Genomic DNA, 25,414 nt, shown 5'->3' with positions numbered 1-25,414 from the left:
TCAACGACAAGGAAGCCCCACATGGACATACGCGAACTGCCGGGCAACGACGCCTGGGATTACGGTATCAGCCTCGACAAACATGTCCTCTACAGCGTGCCGGTCGGCGAAAACGCCCAAGGCTACATGCAGTTCGACACCACCCGCACCGCCATCGGCGAGGCTGTGTTCCAGCTCAAGTACCGCGACGACTACGACCTGGTGGACTTCCTCGCAGAATCTGTCGCCCATGCGATACAGAATGTCCCGGTGGATGTCGTGCTGCCCATGCCCGCCAGCCGCCAGCGTACTCGCCAGCCCGTGCACGCGGTGGCAGAACGGGTAGCCCAGCTGCTGGAGCTCGAGTACTGCGACCAGACACTGATCAAGCACAGCAGCACCGTCGCAATGAAAGACCTGGCGACCTATGAGGAGCGTTGCGCTGCGCTGCAAGGTTGCTTTATCACCCACGACAAACTCCACCCGTGCAATATCCTGCTGATCGACGACCTGTTCGACACTGGCGCCTCGCTGGAAGCCGCCTGTACCGCCTTGCGCGGATACGCTAGCATCCGCTCAATTGCAGTCGTCACCCTTACACGGAGGCATTGATGCCGAAGGTTTTCATCTCCGGCTCGATCACGCTCAAGCGTCTCGACTCCCAGGTCGAGGCGCGACTCGACAATATCGTTGCTAGCGGCCATGAGGTTCTGGTCGGTGATGCCGCAGGCGTGGACCAATGCGTGCAGCAGTATTTCGCCAATCGCCAGTACGCCGCCGTTACGGTGTACTGCACCGGTGACACGCCTCGCCACAACCTTGGAGCATGGCCACTCGTGGCTGTCTGCCCACCCGCCAATGCCAGGGGTCGCGCGTTCTACACCGCCAAGGACCTGGAAATGGCCGAAGCAGCCGATTTCGGCCTGATGATCTGGGACGGCAAAAGCCCCGGCACCTTGAGCAACGTCTTCGAACTGCTGGACAGAGCCCGGAAGTCGGTGGTTTACCGTCAGGCCGCGGGATTGTTCTGCAACGTCCATTGTCTGGACGATCTGCAGGCGCTCATCGCCCAGATGGACGAGCCGGCTCGCCTGGAGGCCGACAAGAAGGTCGGCTTGTCCAGGCGGATCGAACGGCTCTCGAGGAAAGTCGAAGATCCGGTAGCTATTCGTCAGCAGATCGATGAACACCTCACGGCCATCGCCCGTCACCAACGCCGGGTGGCCGAGTTGCAAGCCAAGCTGGACGCGATCTCTAGATCCACCGGCGCCGACCTGTTCTCCTGAAGGCAACCGGCCGGGCGCCGGTTGCCTGTGGAAAGGTTTGAACAATCAGCCCGCACACGACTCAATACGGGATTGACGCCCTTTTCGGACATCCGTACGATTTATTCGTACATCCGTACGAAATTATTCCAGCGAGTCTGTACCATGCCTGCCACCCACCGCCTGGCCCGCTACGCCTTGTATCTGCTGTTTCTGCTTCCTGGCCTGACCCTCGCCAGTTGGGTCACCCGCACCCCAGCCCTGCGCGACGGCCTGTCGGCCTCCACCGAACAGATGGGGATGATCCTGTTTGGATTTTCAGCCGGAGCGATGTGCGGGATTCTCAGTGCCGGACGCCTGATCACCCGCTTCGGTGCGCACCGAATGATGCGCATCGGCCTGCTCGGCCTGTCCGCCGGCATGCTGGTGCTCGCCGGCAGCAGCGAGTTGGCCAGTGCCTGGTGCGCCTTTGCCGGGCTGTTCATCTACGGCATCGGCATGGGCTGGGCGGACATCGCAGTGAACATCGAAGGTGCCGCCGTGGAGCGGGAAATCGATGCGCCGATCATGACCACCCTGCACGGATTCTTCAGCCTCGGTACCCTGGTGGGCGCGCTGGCCGGCATGGGCATGACTGCGCTGCAGGTCCCCCTGGACCTGCACCTGGTCGTCGCGGCACTGCTTTCGGCCGGCGTGACCCTGGCCCTCGTCCCCCACGCCCCTCGGGCCAGTGAACGGGCAACGAACCAACCGACAACGCAGGCAGCCGAGTTTGCCTGGGGCGCCCTGCTCAGCGACCGGCGCCTGTTGCTGATCGGTTTCGTGGTGCTGGCCATGGCGCTGGCCGAGGGTGCAGCCAATGACTGGCTGCCGCTGCTGATGATCGACGGCCACGGATTCGCAGAAACCACCGGCACGCTGATCTACCTGGTGTTCACCATGGGCATGACCCTGGGTCGATTCGCCGGAGCGCCGGTGGTACGCCGCTTTGGCCGGGCGCTCACCTTGCGTGCCAGCGCACTGCTGGGTGCAGGCAGCCTGGCGCTGGTGGTGTTCTGCGAGGTGCCATGGATCGCCGCAGCCGCGGTGATGCTCTGGGGCATTGGCGCATCGCTGGGTTTCCCCCTGGCGATCTCGGCAGCCGGGGAAAGCGGTGCACACAGCGATCAGCGGGTAAGGCTGGCGGCAACGGCGGGCTACCTGGCGTTTCTGGTCGGCCCGCCCTTGCTGGGTTTCATCGGCGAGCATCATGGCTTGCGCCTGGCGATGCTGCCGGTCCTGACATTGGTGGCCCTGGCGTTCGTCGTGGCATCGGCGCTACGCGAGCAAGCCCCGTTGCCTGCCGATACCTGCGAGAAGGCCAGCTGAGGGGTTATCGCCGTGCAGCCAGCAAGCCAAGCCCTGCACACCCCAGCAACGAGGCGCTGATCCGATTGAACAGCCGCCGTGGCCGCGGCTGATTGAACCAGCGCTGCAGGTAGGCACCCAGCGCCGCATAGATCGCGATCGCCGCCCACTCCAGCAACAGGAACCACAACCCCAGCCAAAGGAACTGCTCGCCCACGGGAGTGGGACTGCCGATCGACACGAACTGCGGCAGGAAGGCCGTGAATATGAGAATCGCCTTCGGGTTGCCCGCCGCCACCCAGAACTCCTGCCGTGCCAGGCGCCAGATACCGCGGGGCTGCCCGCCGGCATGGGGCGCCTCTGCCACGGGCGCCCGCCACAACTGCCAGGCGATATAGAACAGGTAGGCCGCGCCCACGAGCTTGATGCTCAAGAACAGGTATTCGCTGGTATGCAGCACCACCGCCAGCCCCATCGCCGCCAAGGCGATCATGCCGCTGAAGGCGAGGATGCGCCCGCTTCCTGCCAGGCAGGCAGTGCGCAAGCCGTGGCGGCTGGCGTTGTGCAACGACAGCAGGTTATTGGGTCCCGGCGCCATATTGAGGGCGAAGCAGGCGGGGATGAACAGCAACAGGCTCGAAAGGTCCATCGTTTTTCTCCATGCGGACTCCGGTAGCCTTGCGCCCTGGCGCCATGCGGTCAAGCACAGTGGCGTGGTCATTCGCCGGCACAGTGAGTCCGGGGCTGCGACGCAGCCCCTGCCCGCCTCAGATCCTGCGTCGTGCCTTCAGCCCCGGGATGGTAGTGGCTGCGATCTCGACCTGCGGCTTTTCCCACCCGGTACTGGCCGCCAGCCCTGCCAGCGTTGGCTGACGGAACAAGGTGCGTGCGTCGGCTTGCAACCCCGCCTGGCGCATGCGCGCCACCAGATTCACCGCCAGCAGTGAATGCCCGCCCAGTTCGAAGAAGTTGTCGTCGCGCCCAACCTGCTCGACTTTCAGCACTTCGCTCCAGATCTGCGCCAGGGTCTGCTCCAGCGCGTTGCGTGGCGCCACGTAGGCGCGGCTGATCACCGACTCCGCGCCGGGCTCGGGCAGTGCCTTGCGGTCGATCTTGCCGTTGGGGCTCAGCGGCATTTCGGCCAGGGCGACGAAGGCCGAGGGCACCATGTACTCCGGCAGTCGCGCCAACAGGTGGCTACGCAACGTATCCAGCGCCGGAGCGGGTTGCCCCTCTCGGCAGGTGAAATAGGCGACCAGGCGCTCGTCGCGCACCAGGACCACACTCTGGCCCAGCGCGGGATGCCCACCCAGCAGTGCCTCGATTTCACCGAGCTCGACACGCAAACCGCGCAGCTTGACCTGGAAATCGTTGCGCCCGAGGAACTCCAGCTCGCCATCCTCGCGATAGCGCACCAGGTCCCCGGTACGGTACAGCCGATCGCCCTCGACGAACGGGCTGTCGATGAAGCGCTCGGCCTGCAGCGACGGCAACCCCAAATAGCCGCGCGCCACTCCGACACCGCCGATGTGCAGCTCTCCCGCCACGCCCAGCGGCACCGGCCGGTCGTGGGCATCGAGCACGTAGAGCCGGGTATTGGCGATCGCCCGACCGATCGCCGGTGGCGTGCGCGGCAGCGGCTGATCGGGTTCGAGCGTCCAGGCCGTGCTGTCGACCGTAGCCTCGGTCGGCCCATAGACATTGTGCAAGCGCACCTGCGGCAGGCACCGGCGCACGCTGGCAGCCAGCGCCAGGGTCAACTCACCCCCGCCACAGAAGATGTCGGTCAGGCTCGTACAGCGTTCGACGCCCGGCTGCTCGAGAAACTGGTGCAACAACGCTGGGACGAACTTGATCGTGGTCACCTGGCGAGCCTGGACCAGCTGCACCAGGTAAGCCGGATCGCGATGACCGTCGGGGCGAGCCAGCACCAGGCGCAGACCCGCGCACAACGGCCAGAACAACTCCCAGACCGAACCGTCGAAGCTGAATGGCGCACGCTGCAACAGCGCGTCACCCGGACGCGGCGGACAGATGCGCGAGCCCCAGTGCATGAGGTTGCCCAGCCCGCGGTGCTCGATCATCACGCCTTTGGGCATGCCGGTCGAGCCGGAGGTGTACATCACGTAGGCAAGGTTCGAAGGCGTCAACGCCGGCACCTCAGGGGCCTCGGCAGGCTGCGCTTGCCAGCCTCCGTGGTCGAGATCCACCAGCGGCACCGCCAACGGATCGAACAGGCCACGTGTCGCCCCATGGACCAACACTGCCAGCGGTGTACTGTCCTCGACCATGTAGCGCAGGCGTTCATCCGGGTAACCAGGATCCAACGGCACGTAGGCACCGCCGGCCTTGAGCACGCCCAGCAGCCCGACCAGCAGCGACAGGCCGCGCTCGATGCAGACGCCGACACGTGTGTCAGGCTGTACGCCCAGGGCCACCAGGTGATGGGCCAGACGGTTGGCCTGCTCGTCGAGCTCACGGTAGCTCAGCGCCGCCTGGTCGGTCTGCAGCGCCACCGCGTCCGGCGTGCGCAGCACCTGGGCCTGGAACAGCGCCGGCAGGGTCTGGCGCATCAACTCGTGGGGCTCCTCGGTGGCATTGAGTTCGTGCAGCAGCCGTTGCAGCTCGTTCTCAGGCACACTGCACAACTGCTCGATCGGTGCCGAACCGCCCTGCTCCAGCGCCTCGACCAGGCCCTCGAGGGTACGCTCGAGGTAGGCCAGCACACGCGCTGCACCCAACGCTCGCGGCGCGCGAACGTTCAGGTGCAAGGCCTCGTCCTGATCATCCACCGACAGCACCAGCGCATGGCTGTGTACTTCGCTGGCTTCCAGCAAGCGGGCACCTGGCAATGTCGATTGCCCTGCCACCAGCCCATGGCGGAAATTGATCAGGCTGTTGAACAGCGGCACACCCGCTGGCAGCCCGCTGCAACGCTGAGCCAGCAGCAAGGGGGCATCTTCGTGGCCCAACAGCGCGGCAAGCCCGGCATGGGTGTCGGCCAGTGCCTGCGCCACGCTGCGGCCCGCCAGGCTCACCCGCAGGGGCAGGCTGTTGATGAACATGCCCAACGCCCGATCGGCCCCCTCACCCGCCATCATCCGCCCCAGCAACACGCTGCCGAACACCACGTCGTCACGACCGCCCAATGCCCCCAGCACCTGCGCCCAAGCCAGGTGGAACAGGCTGGCCAGGCCGACATCCTGCTGCCGGGCCAGGCGGCGCAAGGCCTCGGTGAGCACGAGCGGAACCTCATGCGCAAGGCTCTCCAGCGCGCCCACCTGCACCTGATCCTCGACCATGCCCGGCAACGTCGGCGGTGCCTCGACACCTGCCAGCAATGCCCGCAGGAACGTCTCGTGCCCTTGCTGCCGCGCCTCGGCGCCGCTGAGCGCGACATAGTTGCGATAAGGCACAGGCGCCGGCAGCGTATGACCCTGATCGCTCATCAGGGCCCGCAGCTCACCGAGCAACACCTGCACCGACACGGCATCGTTGACCAGATGGTGGAAACGCAACAGCCCCAACCAACGACCGTGCTCACGGTCTTCGGCGCCCGCCAGCGCCATCATCGGCGCACGACGCAGGTCCAGCGGGCGTTGCGCCGCAGAGTAATGCGCAGCCAACGCCTGCGCCGTATCGTCCGGCCCGGCCCGCAATACCTCCACGGGCAATTGCGCCTGACGCCAGACCACCTGCTGCGGTTGTTCGAGCCCTTCCCAGGCCAGGCTGGTGCGCAGGATGTCGTGACGCTCGACGACCTGTTGCAACGCGTGGGCGAATGCCTCGAATGCCGTCTGGTCGGTAAAGGCGAACAGCGCCTGTTGCTGATAAGGATCATGGCTGTCGCGCAGGTGGTGATAGAGCAGCCCCTGCTGCAAAGGCGCCAAGGGGTAGATTTCCTGCACATTGCCCGCACCACCCGGTATCCCCGCGACGATGGCGTCGATCTCGCCCTGGGTCAGCGACGCCAGGCTGAGCAGCGACGGCGTGATGTGGCTGCAATCAACAGGCACACGGTTGTCTTCCACCTGAGCGAGCGAACGCTGGCTGGCCGCGGCAAGGCTTGCCAGGGTCGGCTGGCCGAACAGGACCTGCACGTCAGCCTGCAGGCCCTGCTGGCGCATGCGCTCGACCAGTTGCACTGCCAGCAACGAGTGGCCGCCCAACTCGAAGAAGTGATCGTGACGACCAATGCGCTGCACTCCCAGCAGCTCGCTCCAGAGTGCCGCCAGGCGTACCTCCACGTCGCCGCGAGGTGCTTCATGGGCGCGGCGTACCGACGCGGTTTCATCCAGGGCCGGCAAGGCGCGGCGGTCGAGCTTGCCATTGGCGGTCAGCGGCCAGTGGTCGACGCGCTGGTAGCCGACCGGCAGCAGGGCTACAGGCAGAAGGCCGCGCAGGTGCTCATGCAGGTCGCCAGGGGTGACCGCATCTCCAATGAACCAGGCCTGCAGTTGGCCATCGCGCAGCAGTACCACTGCTTCACGCACCTGTCCATGGCTGGTCAGCGCAGCCTCGATTTCGCCGAGTTCGACACGCACACCGCGGATCTTCACCTGATCGTCGTTGCGCCCCAGGTATTCAAGCGTGCCGTCGGCAAGCCAGCGCACCCGGTCGCCGGTGCGGTACATCCGTGCGCCGGCTTCGTCACTGAACGGATCGTCCAGGAAACGCTCGGCGGTCATCTGCGGGCGATTCAGGTAGCCGCGAGCGACACCCAGGCCTGCTACGTAGAGCTCACCCGGTACGCCGACCGGCAATGGCTTGAGCTGCGCATCGAGCACATACAACCGTGTATTGGCCACAGGCGTGCCGATATGCAGCACTCCACCCGCCATTACCCGCCCGGAGCTGGCGACCACTGTGGCTTCGGTAGGGCCGTAGTTGTTGATGACCGCATAGGCCCGCTCACGCGACAGGCTGCGCAGCCGGTCGCCCCCCACCAGCAGGGTGCGCAGGGTCGGATGATCATGCTGGGTGAACGCATGTTCGGCCACCGGGGTTGGCAGGAAACTGACCTGCAGTGGCTGGGCACGCCACCAGCGCAGCAGCTTGTCGATATCCTCGCCACCTTCGCTGGTAGGCGCCAGGTGCAGCGTCGCACCCGCGCACAAGGCTGGCCAGACCTCCCAAGCCATGGCATCGAAACCAAAACCAGCGAGGCTCGACGTGTGTCCACCGACGCCTAGGTCAAAAGCCTCGCAATGCCAGTCGACCAGGTTGGCCAGCATGCGGTGTTCGACCATCACCCCCTTGGGTTGGCCGGTGGAGCCTGAGGTGTAGATCACATAGACCAGGCTCTCGGCCACAAGCCCCGCCACGCGAGGATTGTCCAAGGTGGCCGCGGCTGCCGGGCAGGCGTCGAGTTCGATCAACGGCAGTGCATGGCGTGGCAGACGCGCCAGCAGATCCTGCTGTGTCAGCAGTGCCACGGGGGCGCTGTCTTCGAGCAGGTATGCGATGCGCTCACGCGGATGTGCCGGGTCGATCGGTACGTAGGCCGCACCCGCCTTGAGCACCGCCAGCAGGCCCACGAGGGTATCCAGGCCACGGCGGGCAACCACCGCAACGCGCTGCTCGGGCCTCACACCTCGCTCGATCAGACGCAGGGCCAGTGCATTCGCGCGCTGATTCAGCTCGCCGTAACTCAGGCTGCGCTCTTCGTGCACGGCGGCGATGGCCTCTGGCATCAGCGCCGCGTGTGCCTCGATTCGGCGATGCACGAGCGGCTCGCCAACTGCACGCCCCGTCGCGTTCCATGCCTGCATCTGGCGATGCTCGGCAGGTGTCGGCAGATCGAAATCGGCAACCGCCAACGCGGGTGTCGCCAAGCCTTGATCCAGCACGTGCAGCAGCCGCTGTGCCAACGCCTCGGCCTCGTCGCTCGCCAGCCAGGCGCGGTGATGCACCAGGTGCAACCAGGCCTTGTCGTTATGGCGGTTGCTGCGCAGGTGGATGGCCAAGGGCGTGGATTCGTGGCTGTTGGAGACCTTCACCGTGTGGGCGCTGGCCGCGCCGTAACGGTAGTCGTGATCGTCCTGCTCGTAGGAGACCGACACCTCGAACAGTTGCCCGCGCTCTTCGCGCAACAGGCCCAGTGCTCGGTTCAGCTCGCTCACGGCCAGCCGCTGATGGCGAAAATCGCGGCGCAGGGTGTCGCGTATCGCGACCACCAGTTCGGCGAAACCCAGTGCCGGAGAGAACGCCAAGGGCACCGCGCTGACCTGCACGAAGGTACCCAGCGTAGCCTTGAAACGTGCGCCGCCACGATTGAGCAGCGGCAAGCCCACCACCCAATCCTCGCGTTGTGCGCTGCGAGAGAACAGCACATGCAGTGCAGCCAGCAGTACATGGAACGCCGAGGCCTGGTGAGCTTCGGCCAGGCGTTTCATGCGCTCGTGCAACGCATCGGGGAACGCCTGAACCCAGGTGCGCGAAGGTGCTTCATCGGTGGCTCGACGGTAAGGGTGACGCGCTGCCAGCAGCGGCTCCGGCACGCTGGCGAAGCGCTTGAGCCAGTATGCGCGATCGCGGGCCTGGCGAATCGAGCCCTGGTACTGGCGGTCCTCGTCGATGAAGTCGGCATAACCGGCCTGGGCCCGTGGCGCCTCGCCGCCTTCGAGCAGCGCGGTGTAATGCTCGCCCAGTGCCTTGAGCATCTGGCCGAAGCCCCAGCCGTCGAGAATCAGGTGATGGGCCTGGGTTGCCAGCCAATGGTGCTCCGGCCCCAGGCGAATCAGGGCAAAACGCAGCAGTGCCGTGCCGTCGAAGCGATAACCCTGGCCCATTTGCGCCTGAATCAATGCCGTGGCCGCCGCTGCCGGGTCAGCTTCAGCCGACAGGTCCAGCAGGGGCAATGCCAAGGTGGCATGCTCGGCGAAGCGCTGCACAGGGAAACCGTCGGCCCCGGCACCTGGCAGCAGCTCGGTGCGCAACACCGGGTTGGCCGCCACCAGTTGCTGCAACGCTTGGCGCAGGGTGTCCGGCCGCAGGTCGCCCGTGAGTTCGACATAGCCGCCGATGGTATAGAGCGGAGAATCGCCGTTGCTCAACTGGTCGAGCCAGATGTCCCGTTGAGCGCTGGTCAGGGGGTAGGTATCGGCGGCAGGCATGGGCTGGGAGGGTCCTTCTCCGTTGATCGTCCGCGGATTCAAGCATCGCTTCCCTACCCTGTATGGCCCCGGAAACCCGGACAGTCGCCCGCGCATCCTCGGTCGCTGATTTTTCTGTAGGAAATCAGCTACATATCAACCCCTTCGATAGCCTACCCGCAGGGCCAACCGTGGCAAACGTGATGGCAACAGCAGCTTTATGACGTCAATTTGCCGACTACTGCCGAAACATCTGCATTTAGTCTGTCCGAATCATCCCCCCACTTTGTCCGATTTGATGCCATTTTCTGTCCCCGGTTTCCACTACAGACGCAGGCGCCAGGCCCAGGCTTGAATAGCGCCACCCTCGACCGGCCAAGGCGTAAGGCCATTCGCCACCCCGCCTGCGCAGTACCCGATTCAAGGATGAATAGGACATGAAGCTGACCCGCAGCCTCGAACATCACCACGACGCGCGCCTCTACCTGCAACTGGGAGAGCTGATCGCCAGCACCGGCGAGGATCATTTTGCCGAGCGCATGCTCCGGCTGGTGGACAGCCTGGTGCCAGTGCACCGGCTCGACCTGAGCGAGTGGACCCTGGATGCCCGACAGACCGGCGTCAGTCGGGTCAAGGTGCTGGGCGGCGCGGGGCTTGCCCAGGAGTTTCCTCCACCTGATCAGCCCAACCACCCGCTGCTGCAGAACATCCTGCAGATGAACGATCCCTTGCTCATTCAGGTAAAGGCGCCTCACGTCACCGGCAACCCGCAATCCAGTGCTCACCAGTGCAACCTGGTGTCGTGCAATGGCGACCGCCGTTGGGTCATCTGCTTCCATCGCCTGCCCAGCCAGATGGCCTTTTCCCTCGGCGAACTGTCGCTGCTCAAATGCCTCTCCGACACCTTGCTGCCTCTGCTTGAACACCATGCGCAGCACCAGGTGCACGTGCAGGGTGAAGGTTCGGCGACGCCCGACACCTTGCGCCACGGCTTCGACGAGCGCCTGGCCCAGGAAGCCGTGCAACTGTCGAGCCGTGAGCAGGAAGTCTGCCTGGGGCTGCTCACCGGTGGCACCGTACCGGAAATGGCCCAACGCCTGAACGTGAAGAACAGTTCGGTGGAAACCTACCTCAAACGCGCCACCGCCAAGCTTGGCGTCAGTGGCCGCCACGGCCTGGCCAGATGGATGGCCGGTGCCTGACCCCAGAGAACCCGCGATGCCCAGATACCCTGCTGCCGTGTTGGCGGTGTTGCTGACCGGCTGCACCCTGGCCCCCGACTATCAACGCCCCGGCCTGCCTGTCGCACCTCGATTCCCGGGAGAAGCCAGCCTGGATGCCATGGCACCCAGCCGCCAGCACGACGACTGGCACCAGGTGTTCCAGGATCCGTTGCTGCGCCAACTGATCGACAACGCACTGCTCAACAACCGCGATCTGCGCGTGGCAGCGCTCAACGTCGAAGCCTATCGCGCGCAGTTTCGTATCCAGCGCTCGGAGTTGCTGCCCAAGGTCTCCGCCGACGCCAAGGGCCAGCGCCAGTACCTGCCGCGACGCATGACCAGGACCGGCGACGGAGCCATCACCCAGACCTACGCCGCCACGCTCGGGGTGAGCGCCTATGAGCTTGACCTGTTCGGCCGCCTGCGCAGCCTGAGTGACAAGGCCTTGCTGACCTATCTCGCCAGCGAACAGGCCCGGCGCAGTGTGCAATTGGGGTTGGTGGCCAGCGTGGCGAGCAGCTACATGACCTGGCGAGCTGACCTGGAGCTGCTCGAACTGTCACGCCAGACCCTGATCGCCGACCAGGAAAGCCTGCGCCTGACCCAGGGTCAGCGTCGCGCTGGCACCGCGTCGGCATTGCAGCAGATCCAGGCGCAGACCAGCGTCGACACCGCTCGTGCCGCAGTAGCCCGCTACCAGCGCCAGGTTGCCCAGGATATCAACCAGCTGACCCTGCTGGTCGGCGCGCCCCTCGATGAGCGTACGCCCAGCCTGCCGCTGGCCTCGCAGCAGATCGTCGGCTTGCCGCCCGGCCTGCCCTCGGCACTGCTGCAACGTCGCCCGGACATCCTGGAAGCCGAATACCAGCTGCGTGCGGCCAATGCCGACATCGGTGCCGCACGGGCAGCGTTCTTTCCCAGCATCAGCCTGACCGCCAACGCAGGCACCAGCAGTCGCGAATTGTCCGGGCTGTTCGACGGCGGCAGCGGTACCTGGTTGTTCCAGCCGCAGATCAACCTGCCGCTGTTCACCGCCGGTAGCCTGCGGGCCAGCCTGGACTATGCGCGCCTGCAAAAGGAAATCGAGGTGGCCCGCTACGAGAAATCGATTCAGGGTGCGTTCCAGGAGGTGTCTGACGGCCTCGCGGCGCGCGCCACTTATCAGCGGCAACTGGTGGCCCAGCGCGACCTGGTGGCCTCCACCCAGCGCTACTACGACCTGGCCCGCAACCGCTACCGCATTGGCGTGGACAGCAGCCTGACCTTTCTCGACGCCCAGCGCTCGCTGTTCAGTGCCCAGCAGGGCTTGATCAACGACCGGCTGGCGCAATTGCTGGCAGAGGTGAACCTCTATGCCGCGTTAGGGGGAGGCTGGACAGACACGCACTGAAGGCAGGCCGTCGCCCGCGGCCGCGCCTTGGCGGCTGCCGCTCAGGTCGAGTCAGGCCAGGTCGGCAAGGGCCTGGGCCGCATATGCGTGGGAGCGCAAGCGCGCCAAGGGGTCATGGATCCGGCAATCGATCATCAACTCATCGGCGCCAGTCTGTTCGATCAGTGTGCGCAACCCATCCCTCACCCGCTGCGGCCCACCGGCCACGGTACAGGCCATCACCTGTTCCAGCACCGCCCGTTCATGGCCCGGCAAGCCCTCGACATACCCTTCCTGCGGCAGGGGCAGCAGGCCGTGACGTCCGACATGCAGATCGAGCATCCATTTGCGGTGCGAGCTGGCGAGATAATCGGCTTCGGCATCGCTGGCTGCTGCGAACAGATTCATGCCCACCATGACGTAGGGCTTGGCCAGTTGCGCCGAGGGTTGGAAGTTCGCGCGGTAATGGGCGATGGCCTGCAGCAGGTAGCGCGGGGCGAAATGGGAGGCAAAGGCGTAGGGCAAGCCGAGCCGTGCCGCAAGGTCGGCGCCGAACAGGCTGGAACCCAATATCCACACCGGCACGTCGTGCTTGCCCGGCACCCCGCGCACCGATCGCTGGCCGTTGTCGGCCAGGTAGTCGCGCAACTCGGCGATGTCCTGGGCAAAGTCACGCTCGGGCGCGACGCCGCGCAAAGCACGGACGGTCGGGCCGGAGCTGCCGGGGGCACGCCCCAACCCCAGGTCGATGCGCCCCGGGTGCAGGGCATCGAGCGTGCCGAACTGCTCGGCGACCACCAGCGGAGCATGATTGGGCAGCATGATGCCACCGGCACCCACGCGAATATGCCGCGTGGCATTGGCGATCTCGTTGATTACCAGCGCTGTGGCGGCAGAGCCGATGCCGGGCATGTCATGGTGTTCGGCGATCCAGTATCGAGCGTAGCCGTGCTGCTCGACATGGCGCGCCAGTTGACGGGATTCCTCGATCGCATCGGCCAGGGTCTTGCCCTCGCCAATCATGACCAGGTCCAGGACAGACAACGCAGTCATGGCGTCTCCATAAGTCGTGACGGATATGACTGCACAGTGTCCAGGGCCACGCTCGGGTGATAAACCGCCAAACGGGCCCTACACACGGTCCCTGCATTCCCCAATCAGCGTTCCCAGGGCACTCCGTGCTCCCAGCGGGCGACCAGCAGGTCGATGAAACCTCGCACCCGTGGCGACAAATGGCGCTTGCTGGGGTAGACGATACGAATCGGGTCCGCTGGCGGCCGGTAATCCGCGAGCACCTCGACCAGCGTTCCGGCGCGCAAGTCGTCGCCGGTGATGTAGGTGGGCAGGTGAATCAGCCCGAACCCGGCGCGGGCGCCATCGAGCATGGCCTCGGAGCTGTCGATGTTCAAGCGCCCGGGTTCTTCGCACAGGTGCAGCCCTTCATTGGTGTGGAAGCGCCAGGGGCTGGCCTTCTCGCCCGCCAGAAAAGCGATCTTGTCGTGCCCATACAGGTCTGCCGGTACCTGGGGCACCCCATGACGCTGCAAGTACTCGGGTGCAGCGCAGGTGACGAACTGCTGCCACGCCACGGTGCGTGTCAGCAGTTGCGAGTCCTCCTTGGGAGCACCGATGCGCACGGCAACGTCCACCCCCTCCTCCACCAGATCGACGAAACGGTCGGTGAAGCGGATATCGGCGCGCAGTTCCGGCCATTGCTTGAGGTAGACATCCAGGATCGGCAGCACATGACGCTGGCCGAACGACAGCGGCGCAGTCAGACGCAGAGTGCCGGTCGGTCGTCCACGGCGCTGGGCCATCGTGGTCTCGACTTCGTCCAGGTCGTCGAGGATCTGCCGCCAACGCTCGAACGCGACCTGGCCTTCATCGGTCAGGCTCAGTTTGCGCGTGGTGCGGTTGAGCAGGCGCACGGCCATGCGCGATTCGAGGCGCGCGATGCTCTTGCCCACCGCCGAGCGGGTCAGGCCCAGGCTCGCGGCGGCTGCGGTGAAGCTGCCGACCTTCACGGCGCTGACGAAGGCGGCGATGTCGCCGAAGCGGTTGGGTTCCATGAAGCTGTTCCTGGATATCCGAGGCTCCCTAGGATGGGGGCAGATCGAGGTATTGCAAGGCCTTGATCGCCATCAGGTGCAACGGATAGAACCCGTAGGCCCAGCGTCCCACAGGCACGATCGAGGCGCCCTGGTACGCCAGCATGCGCAAACCCAACGGCAGCGCCATTGCCGCGGTGGCCAGCACCAGCAAAGAAAAGGGCTGCCAGGGATGTGCCCATAACCAGCTGTTGGTCAGGTTGGCGCCCATTGCCAGCAGACAGGGCACCAGCCAGCCGGGCCGACCTCGCGACCACAGCATCAGGCAGGCCGCCGGCAGCAATACTCCCGGCAGGCCATACATCAGTCGATCACCGAAAACCAGCGCCAGCCCGGCACTACCGAGGCCGACAATGCGCGCAGCAGGCTGTGGATGCTTCACCCCCCAGGCGACCAGCAGGCCAAGGGTCAGGGTGGGCATGACATTGAGCGTCTGCGAGTCATTGTCCAACCAACGGTACGGGCCCTCGGCAAGTACCGAGAAGGCCAACATCCAGCTCAGGTAGCGCGCGTTGGCTGCCGTGTACAGCGCGCCTGGCTGGGCGCGTGAGACATGACAGGCGATCACCAGGCAGAACAGTGGAAACGCCAGGCGCCCGACCACGAACAACCCGTCGGCACTGGGCCACAGGTAGCGCAAATGATCGGCGACCATGCTCAGGATCGCCGTCCACTTGACCAGGTCGAGCCCGGCCGAGCGGCCGTTCAGGGCGCCACCCCGGATTGCGGCGAGGGATTCAGGTAGCGTGTGGTCCAAGCCGCCAGGGGCAGCGGAGGTTGCTGTTGGAGGATCCGACGCCAGATCAGCCCCAGGTCATGGCCGTTGAACATCGCGGCACCGTCACTCCAGTTGGCTGGGGTATCGACCACCCACTGACCCTGGCTGTCGCGATGAGCCATGCGGAAACGGAAGGTGTAGTTACCGGGAATGCCCATGCGCAGGTCGGTCACCACCAGCACATCGCCGACCACGTCATAACGCAGCCAATCATCGGTGAACCAGCGCAGCCGCTCGTGCAGCGCGACGCCCTCGAGCACCTTGGCGGCGTCCAGGTTCAGCGACAGGCGCTGCATCTCGGGTGGTTCGCGGTCGAAAACGCTGCTCACGCCCTCGTAGTAATGACCATCCGCCGTCTTGGCCAGCACCCGCCAGACCAGGCTGTTGAAGGCCATGGGCACTGCCCGCACATGATCGACAACAACGCCCTGGCGGCCCAGGGCCTCATGGAAACGCTGCTCGACCGCCATGCGCCCGGCCAGCCCGAACCCCAGATACGCCGTACTGAACAGCAGAGCCGCCGCCATCAGGGGTATCGCCCGGCCACTCAGCCCCCGCCACGCGGCGTAGATCACAGCGACCAGCAGCGGCACGGTGTAGATCGGGTCGATGATGAACACTGCCGCCCAGCTTTCGGGAGTGAACGGCAGCGGCCAGAACAATTGCGTGCCATAGACCGTGAAGGCGTCCAACAGGGGATGGGTGACCAGCACCAGCCAGAACGCCACGAACAGTCGGGGCCAACGGTAGCCTCTGTCGGGCCAGCGCCTCTGCCCTACCCAGGCCACCAGCCACGCCAGCAGCAGCGCCAGGCCGGTAAGGACGAAGATCGAATGGGAAAAACCGCGGTGATAGGTCATCTGCGAAACAGGGTCCGCATACCGGATCACCACATCGAGATCGGGCAAGGTGGCCAGCGCGGCACCGTACAACAGCGAACGGCGGCCCTGGATGCGGCCGAGCACGGTACCTTGCAGGGCGGCGCCAAGTACGGCTTGGGTAATCGAGTCCAAGGTAAGTCTTCCATCGACAGGGTCAGGGAAACCTACCCCTCGGCGCCCGCTGCGGCAAGCGTGCAGAACCCCTCGAGGGCGCCGGGGAAACAGCTTGCAAACATGTGTCAGCACCGCTCGGGAAAAATTGCCTGCAGCGAGGCCATGGCTTCTGTTAAAAACGACGACTTCCAGCACGCCTGATGACACCCATGACCGACACCCTGCTCACTCACTTCAAACGCCGCTGGCTCACCTGGCTGGCCATGGCCTTGCTGGTGGTGGGCCTGCCTGCGGGTTGCGCGGTCTTGCAGCACAAGGAGCGCGAACTGGTGTTTCGTATCGAGCCGGGCCAGGCCAGTTGGTTCAGGGGCCTGCCGGCCGGCGTACAGGAACTGGACCTACGCCCGCGCAACTTCACCGACGGCCAGAGCCTGCACGCCTGGTGGTGGCCGTCCGAACGCGCCAACGCGCCAGCGATACTCTACCTGCACGGCGTACGCTGGAACCTCACCGGCCAGTTGTTCCGCATCGAGCAGCTGCACGCCATGGGCTATTCGGTGCTGGCCGTGGACTACCGCGGGTTTGGCCAGAGCCAAGGTGACCTGCCGTCCGAGGCCACGGTATACGAGGACGCCCGAATTGCCTGGGAGCGCTTCGCCCAGTTGCAGCCGCTGCCAAGCAAGCGCCTGATCTTCGGCCATTCGCTGGGCGGTGCGGTCGCTGTCGAGCTTGCGTCGGAGCTCGCACGCCAGGCACGCCAGCAAGGCCAGCCCGTACCTGCGCGCGGCCTGATTCTCGAATCCACCTTCACCTCCCTTGGCGACGTGGCGGCATCAGTGGCCGATACGGCACTGCCGGTACGCTGGCTGCTGTCGCAGAAGTTCGACTCGCTGGGCAAGATCGCCGATATCGATTTACCCCTGCTGCTGGTGCACGGCCTGGACGACCGTTATGTGCCGCCACGCTTCAGCCAGGCGCTGTTCGAGGCCGCGCAGCAGCCCAAGACCTTGCTGCTGGTGCCGGGGGCAAGCCACAACAACAGCATGAGCCTGGCAGGCCAGCGCTATCGCCGCGCCATCGAAGCCTTGCTCTGAGGCCCGGGGCGATGATCACTGTACGGGCAGGAAATTCATCAGCAGCAGGCTCTGCGCATAGTTGAGGCCGATCCGTCGGTAGCGCTCATCGAGCATCTGCGCCAGCAGGTCGAGGCGTGCGACGATCTTGCCGAACTCGACGGCAAAACTCAGATTGCTGCCCTCCTCCGAGATCTCGTTGGAAAACAACAGCAACACGCCATTGGCGTCCTGGCGCTGACCGAGCATCCAGGTGGCCTTTTCGATGTTGCGCGCGGCGTTATTGACGAACAGTGGGTCAATGGCGTCGGTCATGTAGAACTCGGTGCGCCCACCGTGGGCGGTAATCAACATGCTGCCGATCGCATAGATGAACGCACCGACCCGATCACCGCGAAACTCCGGGCTCAAGGCATAGCTCAGCGCCGCCAGGTCACGGCGCTCGCCCAGTTGCGGCAACGACTGGCGCTGCTCGATGGCCTGGCGGATCTGGCGCTCGGCAGTGGCGGCATCCAGGTATCCGGACTGCTTCCACTGACTCGGGTTGCGCAGGTAGAGCTTGTTCATCAGCAGATACAGGCTCTGCAGGTTGTCGCGCATGGACAAGGTCGCCATGCGGTCGACACTGGTCTGGAACAGCTCGCCAGGATGCCCGTTACCCAACTGGGTGAATACGTCATGCCCCTGCTGCCCGGTGCACCCGCACAGGGCGATCAAGACACCCACCAATGACAGGCGGGCATGGCGGCGAAAGGCAGGAACAGGCATTTGCACCGGGGTCCAGGGTCAGCGGCCGGGCCGGGAATCGGCGCAGCCTGGCCATGCATAGAGCCCCAGAATGTAAAAAAGTGCGACGTTCAAGGCTGACTGAGGATTTTCAGCCCGCCCATTTGCTCATTTCGTAACAAGAATTGACGACCAAAGCGTGGCCGTGATCTCCTAATACATTACGTAGGGTGCCCCTTTGCAGGGGTGAAACGGGAAACCGGTGCGTCACAGGCTCTTCATGGGTCTGGCAAGTCCGGTGCTGCCCCCGCAACGGTAAGCGAGCGAGCGTCTGATCCACTGTGCCTGCAGTGCGGCATGGGAAGGTGACGCTCTCCCCAGGAGCCAGGCTCCTGCTCGTCAGCCCGGAGACCGGCCCAACGTCTTGTGATCACACCCCGCGGTGGGCGGGCGCTGTTGCATGTCCCTGGGCGGTTCTCGCCTGGGGTTGCCGCGCTTCCTGTCGCCCATGAAAAAAGCAGAGGAATGCGTCATGTCCGTCACCAGCGCCAAACACAGCATCGCCACCCCCGTCAGCCTCAGCCAGCGCCTCGTCGTTGCGGTCGGCGCCAGCCTGCTGGGCTTGTGCCTGGTGTACTTCGCCGGGTTCTCGCACCTGGAGGCTGTGCACAACGCTGCCCACGATACCCGTCACAGCGCCGCCTTCCCTTGCCACTGAGTGCCCGATGATGATCAAGCGTATCGCTCGCACGGCAGGCTTCAGTGGCCTGCTCGCCGCACTTTTGCTGACGCTGTTGCAGAGTTTCTGGGTCGCCCCGTTGATCCTTCAAGCCGAAACCTATGAAAACTCGGCCCCCACCGAGCAGCACGGGCACGCCGGTGAAAGTGCCACTGGCCATGAGCACGGCGCAGAAGCCTGGTCGCCGGAAGACGGCTGGCAGCGCGTGCTGTCGACCACCGGCGGTAACCTGGTGGTGGCAGTCGGTTTCGCGCTGATCCTCGCCGCACTCTACAGCCTGCGCGAACCCGGTCGGGTCAGTACTGGCGCCTTGTGGGGGCTGGGCGGCTTCGCCGTGTTCTGCCTGGCACCGACCCTGGGCCTGCCACCCGAACTGCCTGGCACCGCCGCAGCCGATCTGGGTCAACGCCAGACCTGGTGGATCGGCACCGCTGCCGCCACTGCTGTGGGCCTGGCGTTGCTGGTCTTCGCGCGGCACTGGCTGCTCAAAGTGCTTGGCGCAGCGCTGCTGGTGGTACCGCACCTGATCGGCGCCCCTCAGCCACCGGTGCATGAAAGCCTGGCGCCCGAAGCGCTGGAAGCACAGTTCAAGATTGCCTCCTGGCTGACCAACGCAGCCTTCTGGGTCGCACTGGGTCTGCTGAGCGCCTGGCTATACCGCCGCTCCGCGCAGGCCTGATGGTCGCGCTCTATGCCGGTTTCGGCTGCCGCCGGGGTTGCCCGGCGGCAGTTCTGGAAACCCTGCTGCACCTTGCACTGGCCAACAACGGCCTGACGCTGGCCGCGTTGCGAGGTATCGCCAGCATCGATCTCAAGGCTCAGGAGCCCGGCCTGCGGCAACTGGCCGAGCAGCTCGGCCTGCCGCTGACGCTGTACAGCGCCCAGCAACTGCAGCCCTTCCTGCCCTTGCTCAGCCACCGCTCCGAAATGGCCTTCGACACCACCGGCTGTTGGGGAGTGGCAGAAAGCGCGGCGCTGGCACTGGCAGCGGGCGAGGGTCAGCGCTCGCCGATCCTGACAGTCACCCGACAGGTGCTCGGTGACGCTACCCTGGCCCTGGCCAGCAACGGATAATCGCACTTCATTTCACGTTCAAGGACTTGCCATGACGGTCTATTTCATCGGTGCCGGCCCCGGCGATCCGGAGCTGATCACGGTCAAGGGCCAACGCCTGATCCGTCAATGCCCGGTGATCATCTACGCCGGCTCACTGGTACCGCCCGCGGTACTCGAAGGCCACACCGCCAGTACCCTGATCAACAGCGCCGAACTGCACCTGGAGCAGATCATCGGCGCAATCCGTGACGCCCATGACAAGGGTCTGGATGTGGCCCGTGTACACAGTGGGGACCCGAGCCTGTATGGCGCCATCGGCGAACAGATTCGCCACCTGCGCGAACTGGGCATCGACTACCAGATCATTCCTGGCGTCACCGCCACAGCCGCCAGCGCCGCCCTGCTCGGCTGCGAACTGACGCTGCCGGACATCTCGCAGACCGTCATCCTGACCCGCTACGGCGAGCGCTCGCCGATGCCGGCAGGCGAGCAACTGGCGGACCTGGCGCGCCACCGCAGTACCTTGGCCATTCACTTGGGGGTACGCCATCTGCCGCGCATCGTCGAGGAGCTGCTGCCGCACTATGGGGCGGATTGCCCGGTGGCAGTGATCCACCGCGCCACCTGGCCGGACCAGGACTGGGTCAGGGGCCGTCTCGCCGATATCGTCGAGGGTGTTGCCAACAAAGGCTTCCGGCGCACGGCACTGATTCTCGTCGGCCACGTTCTTGGCGATGCACCGTTTGCCGACTCGGCCTTGTACCGCGCCGGCCACGCCCATCTGTATCGCCCCGCCGACTGAGGATTGCCAGCCAGCTTCCAGCGACCGACACTGGCGCATCTCTGTCCGCACCGGAGTTGCGCCATGCTCGAGCTACGCCCCAATTGCGAATGTTGCGATGCCGATTTGCCCCCCGACACCCTGGACGCGCTGATCTGCTCGTTCGAGTGCACCTTCTGCCGCCGCTGCGCTGAACAGCATCTGCAGGGACAATGCCCCAATTGCGCGGGACAATTGCTGCAACGCCCGACACGGCTCGGTACCGCGCTGCTCAACAATCCCGCTTCGACGCATCGTGTGAACAAACCGCATCCCGCCTGTGCGCGCCCGACCTGAGCGCCCTCACCCCACGCCTGCCGGCGAGGGCCTCATCGCCCCTCGCCCCTAGTTTCTTTTGTAGGACTTTTCACCAGCAAATGGCGGCTTTTTCCACACGCCTATACTCGCCATTATCAAAGCGTTCTGATGGACGTATCGTGCCCGCAGCCAGATTGGCCCTACAGACGCATTCCTGGATAACGTCAGGAACGAACATTACTTCGTACAGGAGTTTTCCAATGACCACCGTACTGATGGTCGATGATCACCCTACCGTCCGACTCGCCGTGCGCATTCTGCTCGAGCGGGAACGCTTTGAGGTTGTCGGTGAGTCGGGCAATGGCATCGAGGCCGTACAGATGGCGCGTCAGCTTGCGCCGAAAGTGGTGATTCTCGATATTGGGTTACCGGGCCTGGATGGCATGGAAGTGATCAAGCGTTTGCAATTGCTCGATCCTGCGCCAAAAATCATGGTACTCACCGGGCAGTCCTCTGATCTCTACGTCCGTCGCTGCCTGGATGCCGGAATCTCGGCTTTCGTCAACAAGGACGAAGACCTCGATGCGCTGTTGTTCGCGCTCAAGGCACTGGTCAAAGGCTATTCGACCTTTCCGCAGATGTCGGTGAACAGCAGCACCCTGGAATCGGAAACGGACAGGCTCAACAGCCTGTCGAACCGGGAAATGGAAGTCCTGCGCAGGCTCGCGCGGGGAGAGAACAACAAGTACATAGGGACGGCCATGAACCTCAGCGCCAAGACCATCAGCACCTACCGCGGTCGAATCGGAGAAAAACTCAAGACCGAGTCGCTGGTCGAAATGGTCGACCTGGCCAAACGCAACCAAGTGAACTGAGCCTCGCGACCATGAGGCACACCCTTGGCGGCCTGCTACTGGCAGCGGCGGCCCTGCTGGTATCGGGCGCCGTCATTGGTGAAAGCGAACCGCGACACTTGCTGGCTCGCTCGATCAGTGCCAGTGTCGCGCTGCCGCTGAGCGACAGCGACCGCCAGTGGCTGCGCGAGCGCAAGGTGCTGGTCCTGGGCAGTTCGCGTCCTGACTACCCCCCCTTTGAAATCAATGTCAGCCCAAACGACTACGAAGGGTTGAGTGCGGACTATGCTGGCCTGATCGGCGAGCAACTGGGCATGCCGATCGAAGTACGCCGTTTTGCCAGTCGCACAGCGGCCATCGAAGCCCTGCACCAGGGGCAGATCGACCTGCTTGGCAGCTCCAACGGCTTCGAAGCAGCCGATGCCAAGTTGTCCCTGAGCCAAACCTATGCCGACGACCTTCCGGTGATCGTCACACGTCAGGACCGCCCCCAGTTGCACAGTGAAGATCTGGCCGGCCTGCGCCTGGCCATGGTCGATCACTACCTGCCCAAGACGGCTGTCCAAGCCCTGTATCCCCAGGCGCAGCTGATCCTCTACAGCTCGACCTACGCAGGCCTCAGCGCAGTGGCGCAGGGTGATGCCGATGCCTACATCGGCGATGCCATCAGCTCGGACTTCGCCATTGGACGAGCCTATCAAGGCCTGGTGCGCATCGACCATTTCGTCCAGGCACCCGCAGGCGCTTTCGCCTTCGCACTGGACCAACACAACACCAGGCTACTCAGCCTGGTCGACCAGGCGTTACAGAGGATTACCGACAGCGAGCGCCTGAACATCCTGCGCCGCTGGTCCAGTGGCAACACCAGCCTGCTCCTGCAGCGTCGCCTTTCCACGCTCACCGATGAAGAACAGCGCTGGCTGGCCAGAGCCCCCAGGATACGGGTACTGATCAACCCAAGCTTTGCACCAATCACATTCAACGACACCCAGCAGCAACCCAACGGCATTACACTGGACGTTCTCAAACAGATCACTTTGCGCACCGGCCTGCGTTTCGACATCGTTGAACGCAACTCCGTAGCGGCCATGGTCGATGAGGTGGCACGGGGTGATGCACAGATGGTCGGAGCCCTGGATTACAGCCCGTCGCGCGCATCGCGCGTGCGTTTCACCCGCCCCTACCTGGTCAGCCCCAACGTGCAGGTCGTGCGCCACACCAGCACGCAGGCCGGCCCACAGGACGCACAACGCATCGCACTGGTGCGTGACGGGTCCCAGGAGGTCGCGCTGCGCCAGCGTTATCCGCAGGCTCATGTGGTCGAGGCCAACAACACGTTGGCGATGATGGAGTCGGTGGCCAAGGGCAATGCCGACGTCGCGCTGATCAGCAACATCAGCGCGTCCTACTACCTGACTCATGTGTTCAAGGACAGGTTGCGCATCGCCGGCTTGCAGGACGACAGCCAGACAGCAATAGCTTTTGCCGTGGCGCCGGATCTGCCGCAATTGCAGTCGATCATGGACAAGGCGTTGCTGAGTATCCCGCCGGAAGAACTGGACCAATTGATCAACCGTTGGCGCACCAGCACCATCGTCAGCGATAGCCTGTGGGGCAACTACCGCTCGCTGGCATTGCAGGTGCTGGTGCTTTCGGCATTTTTGCTGGCCGGCGTGGTGTTCTGGAACGGCTATCTGCGCAAGTTGATCCACCAGCGCAGCGAGGCACAACGGGCGCTGCAGGCGCAGCTCACGCTCAGCCGCAGCCTGCTGGAACAGTTGCGTCAGGCCAAGGAGGATGCCGAGCGTGCCAGCCAGGCCAAAAGCAGCTTCCTGGCAATCATGAGCCATGAGATCCGCACCCCCATGAACGCGGTGATCGGGCTGCTGGAACTGGCACTCGAAGACAACCGTCAAGGCCACAGCGACCCGCAGGGCTTGCAGACTGCACACGATGCCGCACTCGGCCTGCTCGACCTGATCGGCGACATTCTCGACATCTCGCGCATCGAGTCCGGGCACATGGTCTTGCAGCCCGTAGCCACCGACCTGGTCGAGCTCGTCCGCTCGACCGTACGCGCCTTCGAAGCCAATGCCAAGGTCAAGGGACTGACGCTTCAAACCAGGCTCCCAGAGTCGCCGATCTGGGCCTCTGTCGATCCGGTAAGGCTACGCCAGGTGGTGTCCAACCTGCTCAGCAATGCGATCAAATTCACCGAGCAAGGCCAGGTCGAAGTCGGTCTGATCGTGCAGGCGCACACCAAAGGTGTCCTGCAGGTGGAACTGCAGGTGCAAGACAGCGGCATCGGCATCAGCGAAGCCGATCAGACCAAATTGTTCCAGGCCTTCGCTCAACTCGACGGCCAGCGCGCACGCCATGGTGCCGGGCTGGGCCTGATCATCAGCCGTACACTGTGCCAGCTCATGGGCGGCGTCCTGCAACTGCAGAGCCTGCAGGGCGTCGGCACCCGAATCGATATAAGCCTGTTGCTGCCGAGCGCCGAGCCCCTGGTCGCGCAACCCCTGCCCGAACTACTCGGCGACACTGCCCAGGCCGGTCCTTTGCATGTCCTGGTCGTGGATGACTACCCGGCCAACCTCATGCTCCTCGAAAAGCAACTATGCACTCTCGGGCACAAGGTGCGCCTGGCTGAAAATGGCCAGACGGCCCTGGCGCTCTGGCAGGCAGAAGCGTTCGACCTGGTGATCACCGACTGCAGCATGCCCGTGATGGATGGCCACGAGCTGACACGACGCATCCGCGCATTGGAACGCGAACGCGGTGCCCAGCCCTGCCGAATCCTCGGCGTCACGGCCAACGCCCAGGCCGAAGCCAAGGCACAGTGCCTGGCCGATGGCATGGACGAGTGCCTGTTCAAACCGATCGACCTGCGTACCCTCAAGGCCCACTTGCCCCAGGCGCCGACTACCGAGGCAACGCCCCCGGAAGATGCACCGCCGGACAGTGGTTTCGACATTGCTCAGTTGCGCCATCTCACCCAGGACGACGTAGAGCTGACTCGGCGCCTGCTCGAACAACTCGCCCAGAGCACCGCGCAAGACCTGCAGGCCCTGCGCGAACTGGCGCCGGGCCACACATCAGCGCAGGTGAAAACGCTGGTGCACCGGATCAAAGGCGGTGCGCGCATGCTCAAGGTCAGGGGGGTGGTCCGCGATTGCGAAACGCTGGAACAGGCACTGGCCGATGGAGCGCCCAGCGATGCATTGCTCGCACGCCTGGAGGCAAACCTCCAGGGCCTGGAGCATCAGTTGCGCGAGGGGCTCAATGCAATTGCAGGGTCGAACTGATCTGGCTGATCGCATCGACCACGTGACGTGAGCCTTGCTGGATCTCCATGATCACGGTACCGGCCTCGTTGGCCAGCTCCACGCCCAACCCCGTGCGCGACAGGCTCGACTGCATGCTGGCCACCGCCGTCAGTGACAGGTCGTGATTCTGTCGCACCACCTCGACGATCTCCAGCGTGGCTTTGCTGGTCCGCGCCGCCAGGCTGCGCACCTCGTCAGCCACAACCGCGAAACCGCGCCCGTGCTCACCGGCACGCGCGGCCTCGATGGCGGCATTGAGTGCCAACAGGTTGGTCTGGTCGGCAATCCCGCGAATGGTCAGGACGATCTTTCCGATCAGCTCCGACTGCTTGCTCACCGCATCGATGCTGCGCGCCGCGTCGTTGAGCTCCTCGGAAATCTGCTCGATCACCTGCACCGTC

The 25,414-nt window shown here is 64.6% G+C and carries 20 protein-coding genes, 1 pseudogene and 1 riboswitch; of the genes and pseudogenes, 13 read left to right on the top strand and 8 right to left on the bottom strand.

The genetic code is table 11. The features are described from left to right. Positions 1-21: 21 nt before the first annotated feature. The 3 genes from ACNFHO_RS03625 (at position 22) to ACNFHO_RS03615 (ending at position 2,612) form a co-directional block, all read left to right on the top strand. Entirely contained in the window at positions 22-591 is a 570-nt protein-coding gene (locus ACNFHO_RS03625) for a ComF family protein (protein WP_063545019.1), read from the top strand. Next, positions 591-1,265 (top strand): hypothetical protein, encoded by a 675-nt coding sequence (locus ACNFHO_RS03620; protein WP_416765254.1) that lies wholly within the window; start codon positions 591-593, stop codon positions 1,263-1,265. The genes ACNFHO_RS03625 and ACNFHO_RS03620 overlap by 1 nt, the downstream gene beginning before the upstream one ends. Before the next feature lie 144 nt (positions 1,266-1,409). Then, a complete protein-coding gene (locus tag ACNFHO_RS03615; RefSeq protein ID WP_054890723.1) occupies positions 1,410-2,612 on the top strand; it encodes an MFS transporter in 1,203 nt (400 codons plus the stop codon). A gap of 4 nt (positions 2,613-2,616) precedes the next feature. Here the strand turns inward: ACNFHO_RS03615 and ACNFHO_RS03610 are convergent, their stop codons facing one another. Continuing rightward, positions 2,617-3,240: a LysE family translocator gene (locus tag ACNFHO_RS03610; protein WP_112898357.1), complete on the bottom strand. Its 624-nt coding sequence runs from the start codon at positions 3,238-3,240 to the stop codon at positions 2,617-2,619. Positions 3,241-3,358: 118 nt separating this feature from the next. Further along, positions 3,359-9,706, bottom strand: coding sequence for an amino acid adenylation domain-containing protein (locus ACNFHO_RS03605; protein ID WP_416765252.1), 6,348 nt, complete (start codon positions 9,704-9,706; stop codon positions 3,359-3,361). 416 nt (positions 9,707-10,122) lie between these two features. Here ACNFHO_RS03605 and ACNFHO_RS03600 point away from each other — a divergent pair, with 416 nt between their 5' ends. Then, positions 10,123-10,887 (top strand): helix-turn-helix transcriptional regulator, encoded by a 765-nt coding sequence (locus tag ACNFHO_RS03600; RefSeq protein ID WP_063545022.1) that lies wholly within the window; start codon positions 10,123-10,125, stop codon positions 10,885-10,887. Between the two features lie 16 nt (positions 10,888-10,903). Beyond that, positions 10,904-12,298 (top strand): efflux transporter outer membrane subunit, encoded by a 1,395-nt coding sequence (locus tag ACNFHO_RS03595; protein WP_416765250.1) that lies wholly within the window; start codon positions 10,904-10,906, stop codon positions 12,296-12,298. Positions 12,299-12,349: 51 nt separating this feature from the next. Here ACNFHO_RS03595 and ACNFHO_RS03590 read toward each other — a convergent pair whose 3' ends face one another. From ACNFHO_RS03590 to ACNFHO_RS03575, 4 genes are all read right to left on the bottom strand, one after another. Then, positions 12,350-13,330, bottom strand: coding sequence for an LLM class flavin-dependent oxidoreductase (locus ACNFHO_RS03590; protein ID WP_416765249.1), 981 nt, complete (start codon positions 13,328-13,330; stop codon positions 12,350-12,352). 104 nt (positions 13,331-13,434) lie between these two features. Further along, a complete protein-coding gene (locus ACNFHO_RS03585; protein ID WP_416765247.1) occupies positions 13,435-14,346 on the bottom strand; it encodes a LysR substrate-binding domain-containing protein in 912 nt (303 codons plus the stop codon). A gap of 28 nt (positions 14,347-14,374) precedes the next feature. Then, the gene (locus ACNFHO_RS03580) at positions 14,375-15,142 is read right to left on the bottom strand and encodes a TraX family protein (RefSeq protein WP_416765245.1); all 768 of its coding nucleotides are present in this window, start codon (positions 15,140-15,142) and stop codon (positions 14,375-14,377) included. Further along, entirely contained in the window at positions 15,091-16,176 is a 1,086-nt protein-coding gene (locus tag ACNFHO_RS03575; RefSeq protein ID WP_414155531.1) for a metal-dependent hydrolase, read from the bottom strand. Before ACNFHO_RS03575 ends, ACNFHO_RS03580 begins: the two co-directional genes overlap by 52 nt. 191 nt (positions 16,177-16,367) lie before the next feature. On the opposite strand from ACNFHO_RS03575, the gene ACNFHO_RS03570 reads away from it, so the two are divergent. Further along, a complete protein-coding gene (locus ACNFHO_RS03570) occupies positions 16,368-17,252 on the top strand; it encodes an alpha/beta hydrolase (protein ID WP_063545028.1) in 885 nt (294 codons plus the stop codon). A gap of 15 nt (positions 17,253-17,267) precedes the next feature. On the opposite strand, the gene ACNFHO_RS03565 is transcribed toward ACNFHO_RS03570, so the two are convergent. After that, the gene (locus ACNFHO_RS03565) at positions 17,268-17,999 is read right to left on the bottom strand and encodes a hypothetical protein (RefSeq protein ID WP_054890733.1); all 732 of its coding nucleotides are present in this window, start codon (positions 17,997-17,999) and stop codon (positions 17,268-17,270) included. A 169-nt stretch (positions 18,000-18,168) separates the two neighbouring features. Further along, positions 18,169-18,392: riboswitch (cobalamin riboswitch) on the top strand. A gap of 97 nt (positions 18,393-18,489) precedes the next feature. Between ACNFHO_RS03565 and ACNFHO_RS03560 the strand changes: the two genes are divergently transcribed. From ACNFHO_RS03560 to ACNFHO_RS03530, 7 genes are all read left to right on the top strand, one after another. Then, positions 18,490-18,675, top strand: a complete 186-nt coding sequence (locus tag ACNFHO_RS03560) for a CbtB domain-containing protein (protein ID WP_063545029.1) — start codon at positions 18,490-18,492, stop codon at positions 18,673-18,675. A 10-nt stretch (positions 18,676-18,685) separates the two neighbouring features. Continuing rightward, positions 18,686-19,375, top strand: a complete 690-nt coding sequence (locus ACNFHO_RS03555; RefSeq protein WP_416765410.1) for a CbtA family protein — start codon at positions 18,686-18,688, stop codon at positions 19,373-19,375. Then, a complete protein-coding gene (locus tag ACNFHO_RS03550; protein WP_416765243.1) occupies positions 19,375-19,770 on the top strand; it encodes a cobalamin biosynthesis protein in 396 nt (131 codons plus the stop codon). The genes ACNFHO_RS03555 and ACNFHO_RS03550 overlap by 1 nt, the downstream gene beginning before the upstream one ends. A gap of 31 nt (positions 19,771-19,801) precedes the next feature. After that, a complete protein-coding gene (gene cobM / locus ACNFHO_RS03545; RefSeq protein WP_151924585.1) occupies positions 19,802-20,554 on the top strand; it encodes a precorrin-4 C(11)-methyltransferase in 753 nt (250 codons plus the stop codon). Between the two features lie 63 nt (positions 20,555-20,617). Further along, complete coding sequence (locus tag ACNFHO_RS03540; protein WP_081255245.1) at positions 20,618-20,869, top strand: DUF1272 domain-containing protein; 252 nt, start codon at positions 20,618-20,620, stop codon at positions 20,867-20,869. 221 nt (positions 20,870-21,090) lie between these two features. Continuing rightward, positions 21,091-21,705 carry a response regulator transcription factor gene (locus ACNFHO_RS03535; protein ID WP_063545031.1) on the top strand — a complete coding sequence of 205 codons (615 nt, stop codon included), beginning with the start codon at positions 21,091-21,093 and terminating at the stop codon, positions 21,703-21,705. Between the two features lie 11 nt (positions 21,706-21,716). Continuing rightward, positions 21,717-24,992: a transporter substrate-binding domain-containing protein gene (locus tag ACNFHO_RS03530; protein WP_416765240.1), complete on the top strand. Its 3,276-nt coding sequence runs from the start codon at positions 21,717-21,719 to the stop codon at positions 24,990-24,992. Here ACNFHO_RS03530 and ACNFHO_RS03525 read toward each other — a convergent pair. Beyond that, positions 24,967-25,401, bottom strand: a pseudogene (locus ACNFHO_RS03525) (methyl-accepting chemotaxis protein); the annotation flags it as partial. The gene ACNFHO_RS03530 and the pseudogene ACNFHO_RS03525 sit on opposite strands and share 26 nt — an antisense overlap. Between the last annotated feature and the right edge of the window lie 13 nt (positions 25,402-25,414).

Source organism: Pseudomonas sp. NY15374 (genome assembly GCF_048068255.1).
In the GTDB taxonomy this organism is placed as follows: domain Bacteria; phylum Pseudomonadota; class Gammaproteobacteria; order Pseudomonadales; family Pseudomonadaceae; genus Aquipseudomonas; species Aquipseudomonas machongensis.
Note: the sequence above shows the minus strand (reverse complement) of the source record. Positions and strands in the feature narration are given on the sequence as shown.